Here is a 20,033-nt window from a genome sequence, read left to right as displayed (position 1 = left end):
AATTATGGATTTTGAACAAACGATCATGGAGCTGTTGGTTCATTCAGGCAGCGCTCGTAGCAGTGCATTGATGGCGCTTCAACGCGCCAGAGCCGGAGATTTTGTCGGTGCGCAAGAAATGATGGATGAGTCCAGAGCGGCTACGCGTGAAGCACACGGCATCCAGACGACGCTGATTGGCATGGATGAGGGTTGTGGAAAATTACAAATTAATCTGATTACCGTGCACGCACAGGATCATCTGATGAATGCCATGGTCATTCAGGATCTGGCGGGAGATATGATCGAACTGTATCGCCGACTGCCTGAAGAATCTGCTATGCAAGATCAAGAGGAGAGCCTCGCATGATCCCGATAAAAATTGCCATTATTGGCGGCGGTAGCAGCTACACTCCCGAACTGGTGGAAGGCATTATCCAGCGTTCAGAACAAATTCCGCTGTCTGAACTTGCCTTGGTAGACGTAGAGGCTGGCCATCACAAAGTGGATATCATTGCCGATTTGACCCGCCGGATGCTGGCACGCAATGGTCTTGAGCACGTAAAAGTCACCGTACATTTTTCGCCTGACGATGCCATCCGCGGCGCAAGTTTTGTATTAACTCAACTGCGTGTGGGGCAGCTTCCCGCTCGTGCCGCCGATGAACGTCTCGGTTTGAAATTTGGTTTGATTGGACAAGAAACCACCGGCGTTGGTGGCTTTGCCAAAGCGCTGCGCACTATCCCCGTGATGTTGAATATCGCTCGTAAAGTTGAGCAGTTAGCGCCCGATGCGTGGATTATCAACTTTACCAATCCGGCAGGGATCGTCACCGAAGCCGTTTCTCGCTATACCAAAGCCAAAATCATCGGCCTGTGTAACGTACCGGTCACCATGCACCATATGATCGCAAAAATGTTGCAGCGCCCTTATCAGGACGTTCAACTACGCTTTGCTGGATTGAATCATATGGTGTGGGTACATCAGGTCACCGCAGACGGACAAAACCAAACACAGCGAGTGATCGACATGTTGTGCGATGGCGCGGCACTGACCATGAACAACATAAAAGAAGAACCTTGGCCACCGGAATTCCTGCGCGCACTGGGGGCGATCCCTTGCCCTTACCATCGTTATTTCTATCAAACACGCTCAATGTTGAAAGATGAAATGGCTGAAGCCAGCGAAGGCGGAACCCGCGCTGAACAGGTGATGAAAGTCGAGAAAGAGCTGTTTGAGCTGTATGCCGATCCGCATTTAGACCACAAGCCAGAGCAGCTCAGCTTCCGCGGAGGCTCTTTCTATTCAGAGGTCGCACTGGAACTGATCTGCGCCATCCACAACAATCTAGGCACGCGTCTGGTTGTTAACACACCAAACCACGGGGCGATCCGCGATCTGCCAGATGATGCTGTGATTGAAACTGACTGTATTGTGGATGCCCAAGGTGCTCATCCGTTGGCCTTTGGCTCTCTGCCCGTCTCAATGGTTGGACTCACACAAGAAGTGAAATCATTTGAGCGCTTAACCATTGAAGCCGCAGTACACGGCGACAGAAAATCGGCGCTTCTGGCGCTGGTCACTAACCCACTCATTGGCGATGCCGCACTGGCATCACCTTTATTAGATGAAGTGCTGGCGGTTAACAAAGAATATCTGCCACAATTTAATTAATGAGCAAGCATACCCCAGCCCATCGCGCTGCTGGGGTAGAAACCTAGCTCGCCGACGTGCTAAAGCTGCCAGCAATGTTGGACTCAAAACGGCTATACCCTAAATGGTTCGAGTTGCATTAAGGCGGCCAGTGAGAGCCCCCAGATGAGCTACTCTAGTCAGTCATTGGGGTGAGTGAAGGCAGCCAACAAAAATGCAACTTGAAGTATGACGGGGACATAAGGAAATTAACCATGACCACTCTTGAAGACGTTGCCGCCCGCGCTGGGGTATCTCGCGCCACGGTTTCACGCGTCGTTAATGGCGACAGTAACGTCAGGGAAAAGACGCGTCTCATGGTTGAAATGGCGATTGCCGAGCTAGGCTATAGCCCTCACCCCGCAGCCAGAGCATTAGCCTCCAGCCAAAGCCAAACATTAGGTTTAGTCACCACATCCTATCGCGGAGGTTTTTTCGGCGCGCTGATGGACAATGTACAGAGTGAGGCCGAAAGCCATCGCAAACAGCTTCTGGTGACTCAGGGGAAAAACAGCGCTGAAAATGAATGGCAGGCAATCCAACGTCTATATAATTTACGCTGCGACGGGCTGATTCTGCACGTCAGAGCGCTCAGTGACGAGCAATTGCGCCAGCTAGCACAGCAGGGGAAAGCATTTACAATTCTGGATCGCCTCGTTCCTGGCCTTGAAGATCGCTGTATCGCTTTCGACCATAATCGCGCCAGCCAAATGGCAACTAACAGACTCATCGAACTTGGGCACACCAAAATCGCCTGCATCAGCGGTTCCTCCTTCCGACCTTCAAGTCAACTGCGCCGCCAAGGATTTTTGGATGCGATGCAAGCAGCAGGATTGCAACCCGTTGCCTGTTTGGAAGGTGATTACGATATGCAAAGCGGTTATCAAATGGCCGATAAGCTGCTACAAAGCCATCACCCAACAGCGATTTATTGCTGCAATGAAGAGATGGCGATCGGCGCATTGCTCGCTATCACCGAGCATCGACTCAATATTCCCAATGACATCTCACTCATCTGTTACGACAGCGGTGAACGTGCAGCCTTCGTACGTCCAGCATTAACCAGCCTTCATTTCCCAATAACGGATATGGCACGGCATGCAACCGAACGTCTGATCGATCCCAAATGCGCACCAGAAGTCTTTATACCAACGATCGTTGATCGTGGTTCGGTGATTGCTCGAAAAGGCAATTTATGAGCGAATAAGACCAATAATGTCTACCCAGATCGCCTTTGTAAGAAACTCATTCATAGAGTTACAGCAAAAAATCGACTTTCATCACAAAAATAGCCTGTAACTATGCTAGGATTCGCCGCCTTGTGGGATCGATTATTCTTGTCTCGACCCCTCGCAAATACTTTCCTATTTCCTCAATACTACTGACACGGGCCTTGCTATGACCAACAGCAACCGCATTCGCCTAACATGGATCAGTTTCTTCTCCTATGCACTTACCGGTGCATTGGTGATTGTCACCGGGATGGTGATGGGCAATATCGCAGAATACTTCAATCTGCCGATTTCCAGCATGAGTAACACTTTTACATTCCTTAATGCTGGCATTTTGGTCTCTATTTTCCTCAATGCATGGTTGATGGAAATCATCCCTCTCAAGCGTCAGCTGATTTTCGGTTTTGTGTTGATGATCTTAGCCGTTGCTGGCTTGATGGTCGGACACAGTCTGGTGATGTTCTCGCTGTGCATGTTTGTACTGGGCGTAGTGAGTGGGATTACGATGTCTATCGGTACCTTTCTCATCACCCATATCTATGAAGGCCGTCAGCGCGGCTCACGCCTGCTGTTCACCGACTCCTTCTTTAGCATGGCGGGGATGGTGTTCCCAATTGTAGCGGCAACCTTACTGGCTAACCATGTTACTTGGTACTGGGTTTATGCCTGCATCGGCGTGTTATATCTGGCGATTTTCGTATTGACGCTGATGTCTGACTTCCCTGTATTGGGCAAGAAAAAAGACGATCAAAGTGAGCCTGTCGCTAAAGAGAAGTGGGGCATTGGCGTACTATTCTTGTCGATTGCAGCACTGTGCTACATCCTTGGCCAATTGGGCTTTATCCAGTGGGTGCCAGAATATGCCAGTAAACACTTTAATATGAGCATCGAAGAAGCTGGCGCGCTAGTGAGCAACTTCTGGACGGCTTATATGGTTGGCATGTGGATCTTCAGCTTCATCCTGCGTTTCTTCGATCTACAACGCATCGTGACCGTTCTAGCAGCGCTTTCTACCGTGATGATGTATCTGTTCGTCACCACTGAGCAAGTCGGCATGCTGAGCATGTACATTCTCGGCCTTGGCTTCGTCAGCAGCGCAATTTATACCACGCTGATTACGTTAGGCTCGCTGCAAACCAAAGTGTCTTCACCAAAGCTGGTGAACTTCATTCTGACCTGCGGCACCATCGGTACTATGCTGACCTTCATCGTTACCGGCCCAATCGTTGCAAAAAGCGGTGCTCATGCAGCGCTGGCAACGGCCAATGGTCTGTATCTGGTGGTATTTGTGATGTGTTTACTACTGGGCTTCGTGACGCGTCACCGCCTACATGGCCACAGCACTAAATAATTCAGACTTGTGCTGAAAAAAAAACCGGCCAGTAAAATGGCCGGTTTTTTATTACCGAAAGATTACGATTAACGCTTGAAATCCACGGCTTCCGACTGTTCCAAGTGCAACGTAGTTTTGGCTGGCTGAGTGCAAGCGATCACTGCGCCGTTGCGTACGGAATAACGAACGGGAACCTGGCGACGTACGGCGTCAAAACCACTATCTGCAGGCAATACAATGAGATTGGCGCTGTTCCCCACGTCGACCCCATAACCCTTCAGATCCAAGGTCTTGGCACTATGGTGAGTGATCAAATTGATACCATCATTAATCTGGCCATAACCCATCAGCTGGCACACGTGTAGTCCCATATGCAACACCTGCAGCATATTTGCCGTGCCAAGTGGATACCATGGATCAAATACATCATCATGGCCGAAACAGACGTTAATGCCTGATTCCAACATCTCTTTCACGCGCGTAACACCACGGCGTTTTGGATAAGTATCGAAGCGCCCCTGCAGATGAATATTCACTAGGGGGTTCGCCACAAAATTAATGCCTGACATTTTCAGCAAACGGAACAAACGTGAGGTATAGGCGCCGTTATAAGAATGCATCGCCGTAGTATGGCTCGCAGTAACTCGCGCCCCCATATCTTCACGGTGCGCCAATGCGGCAACGGTTTCCACAAAGCGAGACTGTTCGTCATCGATTTCATCGCAGTGAACATCAATCAAACGATCATATTTTTTCGCCAAGGCAAAGGTTTTATGCAGAGATTCCACACCGTATTCACGCGTGAATTCAAAGTGCGGAATGGCACCAACAACATCAGCACCTAAACGTAACGCCTCTTCCAGCAGAGCTTCGCCGTTAGGATAAGACATAATCCCTTCTTGCGGAAACGCGACGATTTGCAAATCGACCCACGGAGCGACTTCCTGCTTCACTTCAAGCATCGCTTTAAGCGCCGTTAATGTAGCGTCGGAAACGTCAACGTGGGTACGCACATGCTGAATACCGTTGGCGATTTGCCATTTCAGCGTTTGCCATGCGCGTTGTTTCACATCGTCATGAGTTAAGAGGGCTTTGCGTTCGGCCCAGCGCTCAATACCTTCAAACAGAGTGCCTGACTGGTTCCAGCTTGGCTGCCCAGCGGTTTGGGTCGTATCCAGATGAATATGCGGTTCAACAAAAGGCGGTAAAACGAGCCCTTGTTCAGCGTCCAGATTATTTGGCGAAACCGGTAATACGCCAGATTGCGCTTCGATGGCACTTATTTTTCCATCGTGCAAACGAATCTGCCAAAGACCTTCTTTGCCCGCTAACCGAGCATTAATGACCGCCTGAAGTAAGTTATTCGACACCGTTAGCCTCCGCATTTGTTATTGTTGATACTGCTGTTGTTGCCGTTTTACGATTCAGAATCGGGTTAAGTACCAGATAGCTCAGAGCGCCGCCGAGCACCGCATTCACCGGCACTACGCCTGGTAGCCAATGACCCGCCGCAATACCCAATGCTACGGCTAGAATAGCGACCCAATTGACGCTCATCATACGCGCGGTAGCAAAGTGCTCATAGCGGCGACGATTCATCAAGTAGTCAGCGATGATCACGCCTCCGACGGGAGGAATGGCGGCAGAGAGGAAAGTCAGCCAGCCAACAAAATTGTTATATAGCCACAGGGCACAGAGTGTGCCGATAATACCGTTTATAATCGACAGCGTTTTGCTCGACATGCCGGTAATGTTGGCAAAACCTAAACCTGATGCATACAGCGCATTGTCGTTAGTCGTCCAAATATTCAGCCCCAGCACCACGATAGCAGGCAGCAGCAAACCTTGGGCAATCATTACATCAGAAATGTCTGCCATGCCCAACGCAGCGGCGCCGGCGGCACCAAAGATAAACATCAAAGAGTTGCCAAGGAAGAACGCCACCATCGAAACTAACACCGCCAGCTTGGCGTTACGTCCAAAACGGACAAAGTCAGCGGTTAACGTTCCAGCACTGACAAAAGACCCCACCACTAATGCCAACGCAACGTTGAAATCCAAAGGCTCGGCAGGTACCACCGCTTTCAACGCGTCTAAGCCGCCCATTCCGTGTACCGCAAGCCAAACTGAGTAACCGCCAAGGCAAGCAATGGCAGGAACCGCAATCACCGAAAGCACCGTCAGTGCTGAAATACCAAAGAAAACGGTCACCGTCATCAGCAGCCCAGAAATCGCGATTAGCAAATTAATATCGAGCCCTGTCGCCTTCCCTACCGGAATAGCGAACATCGCAACGCCCACACCAAACCAGCCGACCTGAGTTCCTCCCAGCAACAGCGATGGTAGCCATGAGCCTTTAACACCAAAAGAAAATCGAGCAAGAAGATGTGTGGTTAGGCCGGTTTTCGCACCGATGTAGCCGAGAATAGAAGTGTAAATACCGAGAAGAAGATTACCGAGGAGTACTGCGAGGAAGAAATCATGATAACTAAGACCGGTTCCGAGAGCGCCTCCGGTCCACATACTGGCGGAAAAGAAGGTTAATCCCAGCATGACGAACGTCAATGCCAATACCCCTTTCCGCGCTGACTGCGGGACAGGCCCCTGACTATAGTTGTTATCTTGCGACACGACATTCCTCCTTTCGCTGTTTTCAGGCCAAAAAATCCGCCGCATTCTATTCTTCTGCACACAAAAAGCAATCGTTTTCGTGTGGGTTATAAGAATTTTATCGATTTCTGCCTGTTTGGCCGATGTGATTACTCTATTGTTTAAAATTAAAACAAAATGGCATTTCACTTTTTCTGATACTGCTTAGGTCGCCCACCTCCATGACTGACTCGTTTCAGCCAAAGTTGCGAAAAATCCGCAACTTAACAAATTTTCAATAAAATCAGCCAGCTACCACCTTAGAGGTATATAGAAAGCAAATTGATTTACATCAATAAACACAACCTACGGAAGATTATGGTAGGCGTAGACTTCTTTCATTTGCAGCAAATTCTGAGGCAAAAATGAGCAAACTAAGACTCGCCATTATCGGTAACGGGATGGTCGGCCATCGCTTCATCGAAGAACTATTAGAAAAAGCTGAACCGAATCAATTTGAGATTACCGTATTCTGTGAAGAGCCCCGCGTCGCCTATGACCGCGTTCATCTTTCTTCCTATTTTTCGCATCACACCGCTGAAGAGCTTTCACTGGTTCGTGAAGGCTTCTATCAGAAACACAACGTGAATGTGCTGGTTGGCGAGCGCGCTATCACCATCAATCGCAGCGAAAAAATCATCTATTCCAACTCTGGCCGTACTATCCACTACGACAAACTGATTATGGCAACCGGCTCTTATCCATGGGTTCCGCCAATCAAGGGAAGTGAAGGCCAAGATTGCTTTGTTTACCGAACCATCGAAGACCTTAACGCTATCGAAGCCTGTGCACGCCGCAGTAAACGCGGTGCCGTTGTCGGCGGTGGACTGTTAGGTCTTGAAGCCGCTGGTGCACTGAAAAACCTCGGCGTTGAAACTCATGTTATTGAATTTGCGCCCGTTCTTATGGCCGAGCAGCTCGACCCAATGGGCGGTCAACAACTACGTGAGAAAATTGAGCGTATGGGCGTGCGCGTTCATACCAGCAAAAACACGCAAGAGATCGTACATTCAGGCAGCGAAGCTCGTAAAACCATGCGCTTTGCCGACGGCACTGAGCTGGAAATCGACTTTATCGTCTTCTCCACGGGGATTCGCCCACAAGACAAATTGGCACATCAGTGCGGTTTAGCCACAGCCCGTCGCGGCGGGATCGTGATTAACGATCAGTGCCAAACCTCAGATCCTGACGTCTATGCCATCGGTGAATGTGCCTCTTGGAACGATCGTACTTTCGGCTTGGTTGCTCCCGGCTACAAAATGGCTCAGGTCACCGTTGACCATTTGCTTGGCAAAGAAAACGGATTCCATGGCGCTGATATGAGCGCCAAACTGAAACTGTTGGGCGTAGACGTCGGCGGCATCGGTGATGCCCATGGCCGTACCGAAGGCGCACGCAGCTATGTTTATCTGGATGAAAGCCAAGAAATCTATAAACGCATTATCGTCAGCGCTGACAACAAACGTCTGCTCGGCGCCGTTTTAGTTGGAGATACCAGCGACTACGGTAATCTGCTACAGCTCACACTGAACGACATCGAACTGCCAGAGCACCCAGACAGCCTCATTTTGCCTGCTCATGCGGGTAAAGGTAAACCGGCTATCGGCGTAGAGTCTCTGCCTGAAACCGCTCAAATCTGTTCTTGCTTCGACGTCAGCAAAGGCGACATCATTAAAGCTGTGAATGCAGGTTGTCATACCGTCGCCGCGATTAAATCTGCAACAAAAGCGGGCACCGGCTGCAGTGGCTGTATTCCACTCGTTACTCAGGTTCTGAACGCTGAGTTGGCGAAACAAGGTATCGAAGTTAACAACCATCTGTGTGAACACTTTGCCTATTCACGTCAGGAGCTCTACCACCTGATTCGCGTCGAACAGATCAAATCTTTCAGCGAATTGCTGGCAAAATACGGCAAAGGCTACGGCTGTGAAGTATGCAAACCTACCGTAGGCTCTCTGCTAGCCTCTTGCTGGAACGACTACGTTCTACAGCCAGACCTCACTCCGCTACAAGATACCAACGATAACTTCCTCGCTAACATTCAGAAAGATGGTACTTATTCGGTCATTCCTCGCTCTGCCGGCGGTGAAATTACGCCAGAAGGACTGATGGCAATCGGCGAAATTGCTCGCGAATATAATCTGTATACCAAAATCACGGGCTCGCAGCGTATCGGTATGTTTGGAGCGCAAAAAGACGATCTGCCCGCTATCTGGAGCAAACTGATTGAAGCCGGCTTCGAAACCGGTCACGCCTATGCCAAAGCGCTGCGCATGGCGAAAACCTGCGTCGGTAGTACTTGGTGCCGTTATGGCGTTGGTGACAGCGTTGGCTTCGGCGTGGAATTAGAAAACCGCTACAAAGGCATTCGTACTCCACACAAAATGAAGTTTGGTGTGTCTGGTTGTACGCGTGAGTGTTCCGAAGCACAGGGCAAAGATGTGGGGATTATCGCCACCGAAAACGGCTGGAATCTCTATGTTTGCGGCAACGGGGGGATGAAACCGCGCCATGGTGACCTGCTGGCCGCCGATCTGGATCGTGAAACCCTGATCAAATATCTCGACCGCTTCATGATGTTCTATATCCGCACCGGCGATAAATTGCAGCGAACCTCCGTTTGGCTGGAAAGCTTGGAAGGCGGTATCGACTACCTGCGCTCCGTCATCATTGACGACAAGCTGGGCATGAACGCCCTGTTAGAACAAGAAATGACCCGCCTACGCGAAAAAGTTATCTGCGAGTGGACTGAAACCGTTAACACGCCAGCTGCTCAGGTTCGTTTCGCACACTTTATCAACAGTGACCAACGCGATCCTAATGTCCAAATCGTTCCAGAGCGCGCACAGCATCGCCCTGCACGTCCAGATGAACGCATCCCTGTCACCCTGATTGCAACCGAGGAGGCTAACGCATGAGCCAGTGGATCAATGTCTGCCCATTAAACGACATCCTGCCGGGCACCGGCGTGTGCGCATTAGTCGGAAGCCATCAGGTCGCCGTGTTTCGACCGTATCAGGATGAACAAGTATTCGCCATCAGCAATATCGATCCGTTTGCCGGTTCAAGCGTGCTATCTCGTGGACTGATTGCCGAGCATCAAGGTGAGTTATGGGTAGCCAGCCCCTTGAAAAAGCAGCATTTCCGCTTGGTAGATGGCTATTGTCTTGAAGATGAAACCCACTCGGTTCCACACTTTAAGACCCGTTTAGTTGATGGGTTTGTGCAGGTGCAGGCGGTGGGTGAGTGAGCGAGGCGGATATCCGGTCAGTGTAAGGTTTCGTACGCCTAAGGCACCGAAATCTACATGTGCGCTAATGCAAGCGTCCGAGCAAGGTGGCCAATCGCCATTCTGGCTCCTCCGTTCTTTCGCCGACATCCTGTCGGCGAATCCTAGCCGGACACCTCCCTTCGGCTGAAGTGACATGTAAAAGCGGTTATTGACGGGCGGTAGAAACCTTACACAGCAATAACAAAGCATTTAGCCATTACCAAAATTTTCACCTTTAATCTTTAACAACTAATGGAAGCCAGTATGTTTACCGACACCATCAATAAATGCGCTACCAATGCAGCACGCATTGTTCGCCTGAACAAAGATAACCCGTTTGGTTTTTGGATTAGCTCTGCGATGGCAGGGGCTTATGTTGGCCTCGGCATCATTCTGATTTTTACACTGGGAAATATGGTCGAGCCCGCATTACGTCCGTTGTTAATGGGAGCCACCTTTGGTATCGCCCTGACATTAGTCATTATCGCAGGCTCTGAGTTATTTACCGGCCACACGATGTTCCTGACCCTCGGTGTAAAAGCGGGCACCATTAGCGGAAGCCAATGGCTAGCCATCCTGCCGCAAACATGGCTAGGGAACCTTATCGGTTCAATCTTCGTCGCCGTTTTATATTACTACGGCGGCGGCAACCTACTACCGGTTGACAGCAGCTTGGTTCACACCGCAGCGTTAGCAAAAACAACGGCTCCCGCAGCCGTACTCTTCTTCAAGGGCGCGCTGTGTAACTGGCTGGTTTGCTTGGCAATCTGGATGGCACTTCGCACCGAAGGCGCTGGCAAATTCCTCGCTATCTGGTGGTGTTTACTGGCATTTATCGCATCAGGCTACGAGCACTCGGTTGCCAACATGACCCTTTTTGCCCTATCTTGGCTCGGTAATCACAGCGAATCCTTTACTCTAAGCGGTATTGGCCACAACCTGCTGTGGGTGACACTGGGTAATACGTTATCCGGTGCGGTCTTTATGGGTCTCGGTTACTGGTATGCAACACCGCGCGCGCAGCGCCCGGTGGCGGAAGTTTCGGCACAACAGAATCAGACAGCTTAATGATTTTATGGCGCATCGCTTAGGCGATGCGCTTTTTTGCCGAAGCAAATTCCGTAGTGAGGATTGTTCGATGGACTATTTACCGATTTTTTGTCAGTTGCAACAAAAGGCCTGCCTGCTGGTTGGCGGCGGCGAAGTCGCTGAACGTAAAGCAAGGCTGCTGATGGATGCAGGGGCTGATATCACGGTTAATGCCAAAGAGTTCACGCCACAGTTCGACCTATGGGCAAAAGATGGCAAGCTAAAGCAGGCGCACGGTGAGTTCTCCCCTGCTCTACTCGAAGGCGTATGGCTGGTTATCGCAGCGACTGACGATGAGAACGTCAACGATCTCGTGTTCCAACAGGCCAGCGAACGCCAGATTTTCTGCAACGTGGTCGATGCACCTAAGCGCGCCAGTTTTATCATGCCCTCTATTATCGACCGCTCACCGCTTATGGTCGCCGTTTCATCCGGTGGTAAATCTCCGGTGCTAGCGCGCTTGCTGCGCGAAAAACTGGAAGCAATCCTACCGCAACATTTAGGCCAGCTCGCTCGTTTAGCGGGTGATTTACGCCAGCAGGTGAAAGATAAATTCTCAACCATCACGCTACGCCGCCGTTTTTGGGAGCGTCTATTTGCGCATGACCGCTTAGCCCAATCGCTGGCAAATCAGGATGCAGCGATGGTAGACAAACACCTCACCGATCTCTTTGAACAGCCTCTGGAGCAGCGTGGTGAAGTTGTATTGGTTGGCGCTGGCCCCGGTGACGCAGGACTACTCACGCTAAAGGGTCTACAGCAAATCCAGCAGGCCGATGTAGTCGTTTATGACCGACTAGTTTCTGATGACATCATGAATTTAGTTCGACGCGACGCCGAACGCATTTTCGTGGGCAAACGGGCTGGCTACCACTGCGTACCGCAGGATGAAATTAATCAAATCCTATTACGCAATGCGCGTAACGGCAAACGTGTCGTTCGCTTGAAAGGTGGAGACCCCTTCATTTTTGGTCGCGGTGGCGAGGAGCTAGAAGTATTAGCAGATGACAGTATCGCGTTTTCCGTTGTCCCTGGGATCACGGCCGCCTCTGGCTGTTCAGCCTATAGCGGTATTCCACTAACCCACCGAGATTATGCGCAAAGCGTGCGGCTAGTGACTGGGCATGCCAAGAAAGACACGTCGCTGGACTGGGCTAATTTAGCCGCCGAAAAACAAACATTAGTGTTTTATATGGGTCTCAATCAGGCCGCTGAAATTGAGGCACAGCTCATCAAGCATGGTATGAGCAAGTCAATGCCAATCGCCTTGGTTGAAAATGGAACCTCGGTACAACAAAAAGTCGTTACCGGTGAACTGTCAGCGCTTGGTGAATTAGCTCTGCAGGTTGAAAGCCCAAGCCTGATCATTGTCGGCACAGTGGTTTCATTACGTGACAAGCTCAACTGGTTTAGCGCTGCGACTAAAAAGTAACACTAAACGGTTTGTTAGACACAGCCACTAACAACAACGTTATCCCTTCAATTCAAGCCTTGAGGCCACGCCTCAAGGCTTAGCCTCATCAAAATCCCTCAATTTGAATCAGCCAGCCTTCATAGGCTATAAAGTAATTGGACTCAATACGTTGTCATAACGTGATAAATAAATGAAAAAGGTTAATAGATAAATCAAACTCTCAACATTAAAACCAAATGTGCTAGATATTCTTTCTGTATTTTTATTTAAATAAAACGGACTGGTAAAAGAGCATTAAAATAACCGATATCTAAAATAATATCCGCAAGCAACGCATAATTAAGCTTTGCTTAAAAAAGCTTTCAGGTCATTACTCGACCTCCATGCTTGTAAGCATAAATCTTATATCATATAGTCGCACACCTATATTTGAGCGAGATGTCTTAATCAAACATTCGTTTCAGATATTAATACTAAGCAATTAATATTAATTTAATAACGGGAATGAAAATGAATAAATTTATTAAGCTCTCCATTGTTGCCGCAGTACTCTCCACTCTGACCGCTTGTACTGGACACATTGATAACAAAGCAAAAAACTGTAGCTACGACTATTTATTCCACCCTGCGATTTCAATCTCTAAAATGATTGGTGGTTGTGGCAACGTTGATTCACAGAAGTAATTCTTAACTTATCGGAGAGGCCACGGTAGACATTCACCATATCTATATTTATGGTTTTATTATTAACCATCGGTGGCCAATCATTAATATTGCTCTTATTTCAAGGGCAACCCCCCCAATAAAATAGAGAACATTAAGCCCACAGTTCTCATGCTTTCTGAATAACATCCTATTTTTATTATTAAAGTAACTTGTTTCAGATTATATTCACATCATAATCGCGAAGCATAAAAAAACCCACCAAGAGGCGGGTTCTGATTATCATGTGCTTTGAAGCTTAAGGCTGAGCAACGAATCCTATAGCATCGTAAACTTTTTTCACAGTTTCCTGTGCGCGAGCACGCGCTTTCTGGGCACCGTCACGCATCACCTGCTGTAGGAAGGCTTCATCATTACGGAAACGGTTATAGCACTCCTGCAATTCAGTTAGCATGCCAGAAACAGCATCAGCAACCGCACCTTTCAGATGACCATACATTTTCCCTTCGAACTCTAGCTCAAGTTCTGGAATGCTTTTGCCGGTCACACCCGACAAGATATCTAGCAAGTTTGAAACGCCAGCCTTATTCACCACGTCATAGCGGACAACCGCAGGCTCATCAGAATCTGTCACCGCACGTTTGATCTTCTTGATGACTGATTTTGGATCTTCCAGCAAGCCGATCACGTTGTTACGGTTATCGTCAGATTTGGACATCTTTTTGGTTGGTTCCAGCAAAGACATCACACGAGCGCCAGACTTAGGAATAAACGGCTCTGGAACCTTAAAGATATCGCCATACAATGCGTTAAAGCGGGCTGCAACATCACGGCTCAATTCTAAATGCTGCTTCTGATCTTCCCCAACCGGTACCTGAGTCGTCTGATACAGCAAGATATCAGCCGCCATGAGTACAGGGTAATCAAAGAGACCTGCGTTGATGTTTTCAGCATAGCGCGCAGATTTGTCTTTAAACTGCGTCATACGGCTGAGCTCACCAAAATAGGTGTAGCAGTTAAGCACCCAGCCAAGCTGAGCATGTTCAGGAACATGAGACTGGACAAAGATAGTGCTTTTTTCTGGATCAATACCGCAGGCCAGATAGAGCGCTAGCGTATCTAGCGTTGCTTTACGCAGTTGCTGCGCATCCTGACGCACGGTAATCGCATGCTGGTCAACGATGCAATAAATGCAGTCATACTCATCTTGCATCTGCACCCATTGGCGCAAAGCTCCCATGTAGTTACCAATGGTCAGTTCACCAGATGGCTGTGCGCCACTGAAAACGATGGGCTTACTCATGTCTCGGTTCCTATACGTCTTAGCTTAAAGGGGGTAGCCCGATCAGGGGCAACAACTCAGAAAATTGGTTCAGCACACAGCTTGGCTCGCTACGCTCAATCGGTTCGCCGTAGTTATACCCATAGGTCATCCCAACTGAAGGACATCCGGCCGCATGTGCAGCCTGAATGTCATTACGGGAATCGCCCACGAATAACAACTCACTCGCCAATACACCCGTTTGGGCTAAAACCAAATACAACGGTGCTGGATGTGGCTTTTTCTTCACCACATCATCGCCGCCGACAATGTGGCTGAAATAGCCATCGATGCCGAGAGAGGCCAACAACGGGCGAACAAAAGGAGTGGGTTTATTCGTGATAACCGCAAGCGGATAGCCTTTATGGGATAAAGCGGCAAGCGTTTCTTTGACCTGAGGATATAGCTGACTGCCGGTTTCAACCGTGCTGGCATAGTAGAAATCAAACGCGGCTCGAGCTCGTTGACACAACGCATCTGTTGGCTCTTTATCGGCCCACACTAGCGCTCGATTAACCAACATATCGGCACCGTTGCCGATCCAATTTTTAACGCGAGCCAAACCTGGAACAGGTAAACCCAGCTCTTTCATCGCCTTATCCATGGCCGCCGATAGACCAGAGGCGCTATCGACAAGTGTGCCATCCAGATCGAAGGCTACCGCCTGTATCTTCTCGAACAGGCGAGGAGAAAAACCAGCCGACGCTGAGCTATTCATGTTATTCACTCTGAGCAGTGGCTTTAGCGATTTCGCCGCGCATCTGAGTGATAATTTGTTCATAGTCTGGGTGACCGAAAATAGCAGAGCCTGCGACAAACATATCTGCACCTGCTGCGGCAATGGCACCGATATTATCGACTTTCACACCGCCATCCACTTCTAAGCGAATATCACGGCCGCTAGCGTCAATCAGCTTACGTACCTGACGTAGCTTATCTAACGTTGCAGGAATAAATGATTGTCCACCAAAGCCAGGGTTAACCGACATCAATAAAATCACATCAACTTTATCCATCACGTATTCAAGATAACTGAGTGATGTCGCCGGATTGAATACCAGACCCGCTTTACAACCTAAAGATTTAATCAGCTGCAATGAACGGTCGACGTGCTCTGAGGCTTCTGGATGAAAAGAAATAATGCTAGCACCGGCTTCGGCAAAATCAGGAATGATGCGATCAACTGGTTTTACCATCAGATGGACATCGATAGGCGCGGTGATTCCATAATCGCGCAGAGCCTTACACACCATCGGACCAATGGTTAAATTCGGGACATAATGGTTATCCATTACGTCAAAATGAACAACGTCTGCGCCTGACGCCAGTACTTTCGCAGTATCCTCACCTAATCTGGCAAAGTCTGCTGACAAAATCGACGGGGCAATTAAATACTGTTTCATCCGTTTCTCCATGTGCTCGGTTCAGACACTGTGCAAATTTCAGGAATACAGCGCCAACAATTCGTCTACTTTGTTGCGTCCGCCTACCTTACTACTGATTGTACGGCGCGCACTCACTACAAACAGATCCGCCTGTGCATACCACTGACGCGTCAGTTCGGTGTCATGATTCGAAATCAGAACTGGAATCTTCTGCCGCGACGACAGATTTGAAGCCACTTCGGCCAGCTTCATCTGGTCTGTCATGCTAAAACTGTTGGTATGATAAGCCGTAAAATTCGCGGTTGCCGACAACGGCGCATAGGGAGGATCGCAATATACAACGGTTCCTTCCACGGCTTGCCCCATTGACTGCGTATAGTGCTCACAGACAAAGGTTGCTTTCTGGGCTTTCTGCGCAAACCAGTACAGTTCTGCTTCAGGAAAATAAGGCTTCTTGTAACGGCCAAATGGCACATTAAATTCACCGCGTGAGTTATAGCGGCACAAACCGTTATAACAGTGACGGTTCAAATACAAGAACAGTACCGCTCTCCGGTACGGGTCAACGCTCTGATTAAACTCAGCGCGTAACGCATAAAACATCTCAGACTGATTAAATTCGCCACTGAACATCACCTTGGCGTCACGAACAAAATTATCAGGCTGGGTCTTAACGATGTTATACAGATTGATCAGGTCAGCATTAATATCAGCTAACAAGTATTCTTCATAATCCGTATTCAAAAATACGGAGCCGGCCCCAACAAAGGGCTCGATCAACCGCTTTCCTGCAGGCAAATATCGACGGATCTCGTCTACCAGTGGATACTTTCCACCAGCCCATTTTAAAAAAGCGCGGTTTTTCTTCATGCCGTCAGTAAGCTACTTTTACAATTCAAATCGGCGGATCAAACACTGTTCGAGACAGCACTTCAGCGCGCATTTTATACCCTGCAACTTGAGAACAGCGGCATCAAACGATACCGCTGCCCATTGAAGCAAAGTATTCCACTGTTTATTTTTTGAGATCTTTTTGTACTTGAGCCATCGGACGTACCCAAGGATTCTTCGCTTGAACCTCAGCAGGCAATGTAGATACCGCCCGTTTTGCTTCAGCAGGACTTGAGTAACTACCACTTACCAATACATACCATGGCTTACCGTTACGCGTCGTTTCATAAACCCAGTAATGCGACAAATTCTGTTTTTTCGCAAAGGCATTTAACGACTCAGAACGCGATGCACTGCTTAGCTGCAATGTGTAATGGCTAGCTGGAGCACCTTTCAGCGACGTATTGGCACCACTTACTGCAGAGCTTACCGCACCACTATTTGTCACCGGTTTTGTCGGAACCTTCGCAGTATTTGCGCTTGGTTTCGCAACATTGGCAACATTAGTTGGTGTTTTAGCGGCCGTTGTTTTACCTGAATGAGGTTTAGACGTCGCTACAGGTTTAGTCTGTACTGGTCGAATATTCTGTACGGCACCAGTGGTAGTCGATGACGGTTTAGCGACCACCGAGCCAGAACCCAATGTCGCTGGAGCCGTTGGCAATGTTGAAGCGTTAACCCCACCGTCAACACCCTGAACCGCCGAATCTACCTGACCTTGCTGCTGAGTCAACGCATCGGACATGTTGTTACCGGCAAGATCAATACGTTGCTGACCTTGTTGCCCCTGAACGGGAGCAGCCTGAGTTGGCGTTCCAGAAATAGGTGGAACAGAAACATCCTGCGGTTGCGAAGCTGTTGCGCTACCGCTATCAGCAGAGTGGTCAATCATGCCTGAGTTGTTCACACCACTGCCATCATGCTCATCGGTGGTATTGCTGGCCGTGTTGTTGGATAGGGAAGATGACCCCGAAAGGCTAATATCTCTGGTTCCACCATTGCTAGGCTGCTGAGCTGTTTCACTTTTCGTCGGTGATTTCAGCGCAGAGCCAATCCCAATGATTAACACCAGCAGCACCAGAATACCAATCCCCATCATCATATGCTGACGAGAAACCGCTAATTTTGGAGCCGCAGGGCGAGCCTTGCGTGTACGAGTTGGACGACGATCGCTAGCATCAGGCTTCAGATCTTCATCAGGTTTAAACTCTTCTTCTTCCATATCCACCCTCCAGTCAGAGGCAAAACCGGTGGGGCGCTTTTATTCTCACCGGTCAACTCAATATTTAATGATTCGACAACATCAATCGCGGCAATCCGCAATTGCAGCTAGGACAATCTCATGAGCTACGCCTGCACGCACTTCTGACTGACCAATCGCGATTGGCAGCACCAGACGCAGTTCACCAGCCAGAACCTTCTTATCACGCATCATATGTGGTAGGTAGGATTCTGGAGTCATACTTTTTGGCCCGGAAACTGGCAGACCCGCCCGCGTAATCAACGTTCTAACGCGAGCAACATCAGCCTCACTAAACTGACCAAGACGGCGAGCAGTATGCGCAGCCATCATCATGCCAGCCGCAACAGCCTCACCATGCAACCAATTACCATAGCCCATTTCTGCTTCAATCGCATGACCATAGGTGTGACCTAAGTTCAGCAATGCTCGCACGCCCTGCTCTGTTTCATCCGCAGCAACCACTTCCGCTTTAAGCTCACAACAACGACGAATGCAGTACGCCATTGCTGTTGGTTCAAGGTTTAGCAGCGCATCCAGATGTTCTTCTAACCAAACGAAGAATTCACCATCCAGAATAATGCCGTATTTAATGACCTCGGCTAAACCAGAAGCAAGTTCGCGCGCTGGCAGCGTTTTTAAACAGTCAATATCCACAACAACAGATGCGGGTTGATAAAAAGCCCCGATCATATTCTTTCCAAGTGGATGATTGACCGCTGTTTTTCCGCCAACAGAAGAGTCAACCTGAGACAGTAATGTCGTTGGCACCTGAATAAAACGAACACCGCGCTGATAGCACGCCGCCGCAAAACCAGTTAAATCGCCAATAACACCACCACCTAGAGCGATAAGCGTAGTATCACGCCCGTGGGGCTTTTGCAGTAATGCGGTAAAAACCTGCTCCATCACAGACAACGTTTTGTATTGTTCGCCGTCCGGCAAGATCACCTGATCCACCCGAACACCGGTCTGCTCAAGAGCATGTCTAACACGATCAAGATAGATTGGCGCTAACGTTTCGTTAGTCACTAACATCGCCTGATCGCCCGCCTTTAGAGGCAGGAATGAAGCAGGCTCCTCAAACAAACCAGAGGCTATCGTTATCGGGTAGCTACGCTCCCCAAGAGTGACGGTAATCCTTTCCATGGTGTGCTCAGAACCTTTTTCAGATTAAGAATTCAATATAATCAGTTGCTTTCCAGCATATGGATAATCTGGTTTGCAACAACTTTAGCACTTTGATCATCCGTACGGATGGTCACGTCAGCAATTTCTTCGTACAGAGGATTGCGTTCTTTTGCCAAGTCTTCCAGCACTTCACGCGGTGTATCTACCTGCAACAGCGGACGTTTTTTATCACGCTGCGTACGAGCAAGCTGCTTCTCGATGGTGGTTTCAAGATAAACAACCACGCCGCGAGCTGACAAGCGGTTACGGGTTTCGCGAGATTTCACGGAACCACCACCCGTTGCCAGGACAATGCCTTGTTTCTCAGTCAGTTCATTGATGACTTTTTCTTCACGATCGCGGAATCCTTCTTCGCCTTCCACGTCGAATACCCAGCTAACATCAGCTCCGGTGCGTCGCTCAATTTCTTGATCGGAATCGAAGAACTCCATATTCAGTTGCTGAGCTAACTGACGACCAATAGTACTTTTGCCGGCACCCATAGGCCCAACCAGAAAGATATTGCGTTTCTCTGCCATGTTTTTCGGTACTACTAAGACAATTCGTTAATGATAACCCGCCCCGCCAATCAAATTAGCGACGGGACCTAAACTGAAACCTCATGAGCGATAGTGTGAGATCAGACGAAAAATTATCTCAACACTCTAGGTAGTTTGGCAACCGAATAAATCACAGCGCACGCC

Annotated in this window: 18 protein-coding genes; 9 read left to right on the top strand and 9 right to left on the bottom strand. The window is 49.0% G+C overall.

Annotated features, from left to right (window positions below; genetic code table 11):
* The first annotated feature begins 4 nt into the window (after positions 1-4).
* From M988_RS01205 to tsgA, 4 genes are all read left to right on the top strand, one after another.
* Positions 5-349 (top strand): PTS lactose/cellobiose transporter subunit IIA, encoded by a 345-nt coding sequence (locus tag M988_RS01205; RefSeq protein WP_008815489.1) that lies wholly within the window; start codon positions 5-7, stop codon positions 347-349.
* Positions 346-1,653, top strand: a complete 1,308-nt coding sequence (locus tag M988_RS01200; RefSeq protein ID WP_064572539.1) for a 6-phospho-beta-glucosidase — start codon at positions 346-348, stop codon at positions 1,651-1,653. The genes M988_RS01205 and M988_RS01200 overlap by 4 nt, the downstream gene beginning before the upstream one ends.
* Before the next feature lie 218 nt (positions 1,654-1,871).
* The gene (locus M988_RS01195) at positions 1,872-2,870 is read left to right on the top strand and encodes a LacI family DNA-binding transcriptional regulator (protein ID WP_257007974.1); all 999 of its coding nucleotides are present in this window, start codon (positions 1,872-1,874) and stop codon (positions 2,868-2,870) included.
* Positions 2,871-3,069: 199 nt separating this feature from the next.
* Complete coding sequence (gene tsgA / locus M988_RS01190) at positions 3,070-4,254, top strand: MFS transporter TsgA (protein ID WP_004090948.1); 1,185 nt, start codon at positions 3,070-3,072, stop codon at positions 4,252-4,254.
* Between the two features lie 68 nt (positions 4,255-4,322).
* On the opposite strand, the gene codA is transcribed toward tsgA, so the two are convergent.
* The gene (gene codA, locus M988_RS01185) at positions 4,323-5,606 is read right to left on the bottom strand and encodes a cytosine/isoguanine deaminase (RefSeq protein ID WP_064572537.1); all 1,284 of its coding nucleotides are present in this window, start codon (positions 5,604-5,606) and stop codon (positions 4,323-4,325) included.
* Positions 5,596-6,867 (bottom strand): cytosine permease, encoded by a 1,272-nt coding sequence (codB, locus tag M988_RS01180; protein ID WP_020303559.1) that lies wholly within the window; start codon positions 6,865-6,867, stop codon positions 5,596-5,598. Before codB ends, codA begins: the two co-directional genes overlap by 11 nt.
* 383 nt (positions 6,868-7,250) lie before the next feature.
* Here codB and nirB point away from each other — a divergent pair, with 383 nt between their 5' ends.
* The 5 genes from nirB (at position 7,251) to M988_RS01155 (ending at position 13,343) form a co-directional block, all read left to right on the top strand.
* A complete protein-coding gene (gene nirB, locus M988_RS01175) occupies positions 7,251-9,803 on the top strand; it encodes a nitrite reductase large subunit NirB (protein ID WP_064572536.1) in 2,553 nt (850 codons plus the stop codon).
* Complete coding sequence (gene nirD, locus M988_RS01170; RefSeq protein ID WP_061059450.1) at positions 9,800-10,135, top strand: nitrite reductase small subunit NirD; 336 nt, start codon at positions 9,800-9,802, stop codon at positions 10,133-10,135. The genes nirB and nirD overlap by 4 nt, the downstream gene beginning before the upstream one ends.
* A gap of 285 nt (positions 10,136-10,420) precedes the next feature.
* Positions 10,421-11,224 (top strand): nitrite transporter NirC, encoded by an 804-nt coding sequence (gene nirC / locus M988_RS01165; protein ID WP_008815496.1) that lies wholly within the window; start codon positions 10,421-10,423, stop codon positions 11,222-11,224.
* A gap of 70 nt (positions 11,225-11,294) precedes the next feature.
* On the top strand, positions 11,295-12,677 hold the full coding sequence (gene cysG / locus M988_RS01160) for a siroheme synthase CysG (RefSeq protein ID WP_008815497.1): 1,383 nt from the start codon (positions 11,295-11,297) through the stop codon (positions 12,675-12,677).
* A 492-nt stretch (positions 12,678-13,169) separates the two neighbouring features.
* Positions 13,170-13,343: a YhfL family protein gene (locus tag M988_RS01155; RefSeq protein WP_064572534.1), complete on the top strand. Its 174-nt coding sequence runs from the start codon at positions 13,170-13,172 to the stop codon at positions 13,341-13,343.
* A 277-nt stretch (positions 13,344-13,620) separates the two neighbouring features.
* Here M988_RS01155 and trpS read toward each other — a convergent pair whose 3' ends face one another.
* The 7 genes from trpS to aroK form a co-directional block, all read right to left on the bottom strand.
* The gene (gene trpS / locus M988_RS01150; protein ID WP_064572532.1) at positions 13,621-14,625 is read right to left on the bottom strand and encodes a tryptophan--tRNA ligase; all 1,005 of its coding nucleotides are present in this window, start codon (positions 14,623-14,625) and stop codon (positions 13,621-13,623) included.
* 19 nt (positions 14,626-14,644) lie between these two features.
* Positions 14,645-15,361 (bottom strand): phosphoglycolate phosphatase, encoded by a 717-nt coding sequence (locus M988_RS01145; RefSeq protein ID WP_064572530.1) that lies wholly within the window; start codon positions 15,359-15,361, stop codon positions 14,645-14,647.
* A gap of 1 nt (position 15,362) precedes the next feature.
* A complete protein-coding gene (gene rpe / locus M988_RS01140; RefSeq protein ID WP_008815500.1) occupies positions 15,363-16,046 on the bottom strand; it encodes a ribulose-phosphate 3-epimerase in 684 nt (227 codons plus the stop codon).
* Positions 16,047-16,085: 39 nt separating this feature from the next.
* The gene (dam, locus tag M988_RS01135; protein ID WP_004090976.1) at positions 16,086-16,898 is read right to left on the bottom strand and encodes an adenine-specific DNA-methyltransferase; all 813 of its coding nucleotides are present in this window, start codon (positions 16,896-16,898) and stop codon (positions 16,086-16,088) included.
* 145 nt (positions 16,899-17,043) lie between these two features.
* Entirely contained in the window at positions 17,044-18,141 is a 1,098-nt protein-coding gene (locus tag M988_RS01130) for an SPOR domain-containing protein (RefSeq protein ID WP_061059448.1), read from the bottom strand.
* A gap of 81 nt (positions 18,142-18,222) precedes the next feature.
* Positions 18,223-19,308, bottom strand: coding sequence for a 3-dehydroquinate synthase (aroB, locus tag M988_RS01125; RefSeq protein ID WP_061059447.1), 1,086 nt, complete (start codon positions 19,306-19,308; stop codon positions 18,223-18,225).
* 41 nt (positions 19,309-19,349) lie between these two features.
* On the bottom strand, positions 19,350-19,868 hold the full coding sequence (gene aroK / locus M988_RS01120; protein ID WP_004090980.1) for a shikimate kinase AroK: 519 nt from the start codon (positions 19,866-19,868) through the stop codon (positions 19,350-19,352).
* Positions 19,869-20,033: the final 165 nt, after the last annotated feature.

The organism is Hafnia paralvei ATCC 29927 (assembly GCF_001655005.1).
In the GTDB taxonomy this organism is placed as follows: Bacteria; Pseudomonadota; Gammaproteobacteria; order Enterobacterales; family Enterobacteriaceae; genus Hafnia; species Hafnia paralvei.
Note: the sequence above shows the minus strand (reverse complement) of the source record. Positions and strands in the feature narration are given on the sequence as shown.